Genomic DNA, 2,328 nt, shown 5'->3' with positions numbered 1-2,328 from the left:
TCTAATTATGATAACGATATCACCTATGTTTACGCTTGATTCAGTTCTCTTTACTTTTTTAAGAAACCCTCTTTGGGATAACAAACAATGTCGTTAAAAGAGAGTTTCTTAAGGTTAGAGTGTCGCGTGAACACGCCACTCTAACCCAGACTCATATCTATGTTTTTAAATAGTTCTTACTCTCTCGTCGAGTAGTAAGTTTCCGTATAAAACAGAAAGAAGTAATCAGATAATATATTGCTATATTGGAATCACTTGTTTCTGTTTGATACCTATTCATTTATTAGCATCTTAAGCTTACTGCGTTTATAGTGGTGGAGCCAAACGGAGTCGAACCGTTGACCTCCTGCGTGCAAGGCAGGCGCTCTACCAACTGAGCTATGGCCCCATATATAAATGGTGGGTCTAAGTGGACTTGAACCACTGACCCCCGCGTTATCAACACGGTGCTCTAACCAGCTGAGCTACAGACCCAAATTACGCTTGTATAAACGTAAGCTTAAACTAAAGAACAACTTGTTGTGAATTCTTGCTGACCGAATGCTGTCTATAAGGAGGTGATCCAGCCGCAGGTTCCCCTACGGCTACCTTGTTACGACTTCACCCCAGTCATCAACCACACCGTGGTGAGCGCCATCCTAAAAGGTTAGGCTACCCACTTCTGGTGCAATCAACTCCCATGGTGTGACGGGCGGTGTGTACAAGGCCCGGGAACGTATTCACCGCGGCATTCTGATCCGCGATTACTAGCGATTCCTACTTCATGGAGTCGAGTTGCAGACTCCAATCTGGACTACGATAGGCTTTTTGAGATTCGCATCACATCGCTGTGTAGCTGCCCTCTGTACCTACCATTGTAGCACGTGTGTAGCCCTGGTCGTAAGGGCCATGATGACTTGACGTCGTCCCCGCCTTCCTCCAGTTTGTCACTGGCAGTATCCTTAGAGTTCCCGGCCAAACCGCTGGTAACTAAGGACAAGGGTTGCGCTCGTTGCGGGACTTAACCCAACATCTCACGACACGAGCTGACGACAGCCATGCAGCACCTGTATTCTAATTCCCGAAGGCACTCCCGCATCTCTGCAGGATTCTAGATATGTCAAGACCAGGTAAGGTTCTTCGCGTTGCATCGAATTAAACCACATGCTCCACCGCTTGTGCGGGCCCCCGTCAATTCATTTGAGTTTTAACCTTGCGGCCGTACTCCCCAGGCGGTCTACTTATTGCGTTAGCTGCGTCACTAAGTCCTCAAGGGACCCAACGACTAGTAGACATCGTTTACGGCGTGGACTACCAGGGTATCTAATCCTGTTTGCTACCCACGCTTTCGAACCTCAGTGTCAGTATGATGCCAGAAGGCTGCCTTCGCCATCGGTATTCCTCCAGATCTCTACGCATTTCACCGCTACACCTGGAATTCTACCTTCCTCTCACCTACTCTAGCCTAACAGTATCAGATGCCGTTCCCAGGTTAAGCCCGGGGCTTTCACATCTGACTTATCAAGCCACCTACGCTCGCTTTACGCCCAGTAATTCCGATTAACGCTTGCACCCTCTGTATTACCGCGGCTGCTGGCACAGAGTTAGCCGGTGCTTATTCTGCAGCTAATGTCATCGTCTATGGGTATTAACCATAGAGTCTTCTTCACTGCTTAAAGTGCTTTACAACCAAAAGGCCTTCTTCACACACGCGGCATGGCTGGATCAGGGTTGCCCCCATTGTCCAATATTCCCCACTGCTGCCTCCCGTAGGAGTCCGGGCCGTGTCTCAGTCCCGGTGTGGCTGATCATCCTCTCAGACCAGCTACAGATCGTCGCCATGGTAGGCCTTTACCCCACCATCTAGCTAATCCGACTTAGGCTCATCTAATAGCGAGAGCAACAAGTTGCCCCCTTTCTCCCGTAGGTCGTATGCGGTATTAATTCGAGTTTCCCCGAGCTATCCCCCACTACTAGGTAGATTCCTAAGTATTACTCACCCGTCCGCCGCTCGTCAGCGAGAAGCAAGCTTCTCCTGTTACCGCTCGACTTGCATGTGTTAAGCCTGCCGCCAGCGTTCAATCTGAGCCATGATCAAACTCTTCAGTTTAATCTTGCATGAAGTCCTTTAAAGAGACTCCGAAACTTGGCTCATTTAATCTGGCAATTACGCTCTCGTATGTTTCATATAATGAATTAACTTTGAGTTTTCTTGCTGTCTTAAATGATAATTTTTATAGTTAGAATGACTCCCGAAAAGAGAGTAAAACCAACTTTATTTTTTAGCATTCTGAATCAGCAAAAATCCACACAAGTTGTTCTTTAGTTATGCTTTTAAATAGTGTCAAG

Annotated in this window: 2 tRNA genes and 1 rRNA gene; all 3 read right to left on the bottom strand. The window is 47.4% G+C overall.

Annotation, left to right across the window (positions count from 1 at the left end):
• Positions 1-312: 312 nt before the first annotated feature.
• Positions 313-388 (bottom strand) — tRNA-Ala (locus JFC07_RS12945).
• A gap of 9 nt (positions 389-397) precedes the next feature.
• Positions 398-474: transfer RNA gene (locus JFC07_RS12940), tRNA-Ile, on the bottom strand.
• A 76-nt stretch (positions 475-550) separates the two neighbouring features.
• A 16S ribosomal RNA gene (locus JFC07_RS12935) occupies positions 551-2,089 on the bottom strand.
• Positions 2,090-2,328 lie beyond the last annotated feature (239 nt).

The organism is Psychrobacter faecalis, assembly GCF_016107575.1.
Classification (GTDB): Bacteria; Pseudomonadota; Gammaproteobacteria; order Pseudomonadales; family Moraxellaceae; genus Psychrobacter; species Psychrobacter faecalis.
The sequence above is the reverse complement of the archived record's forward strand: the minus strand, read 5'-3'. Positions and strand labels throughout refer to the sequence as shown.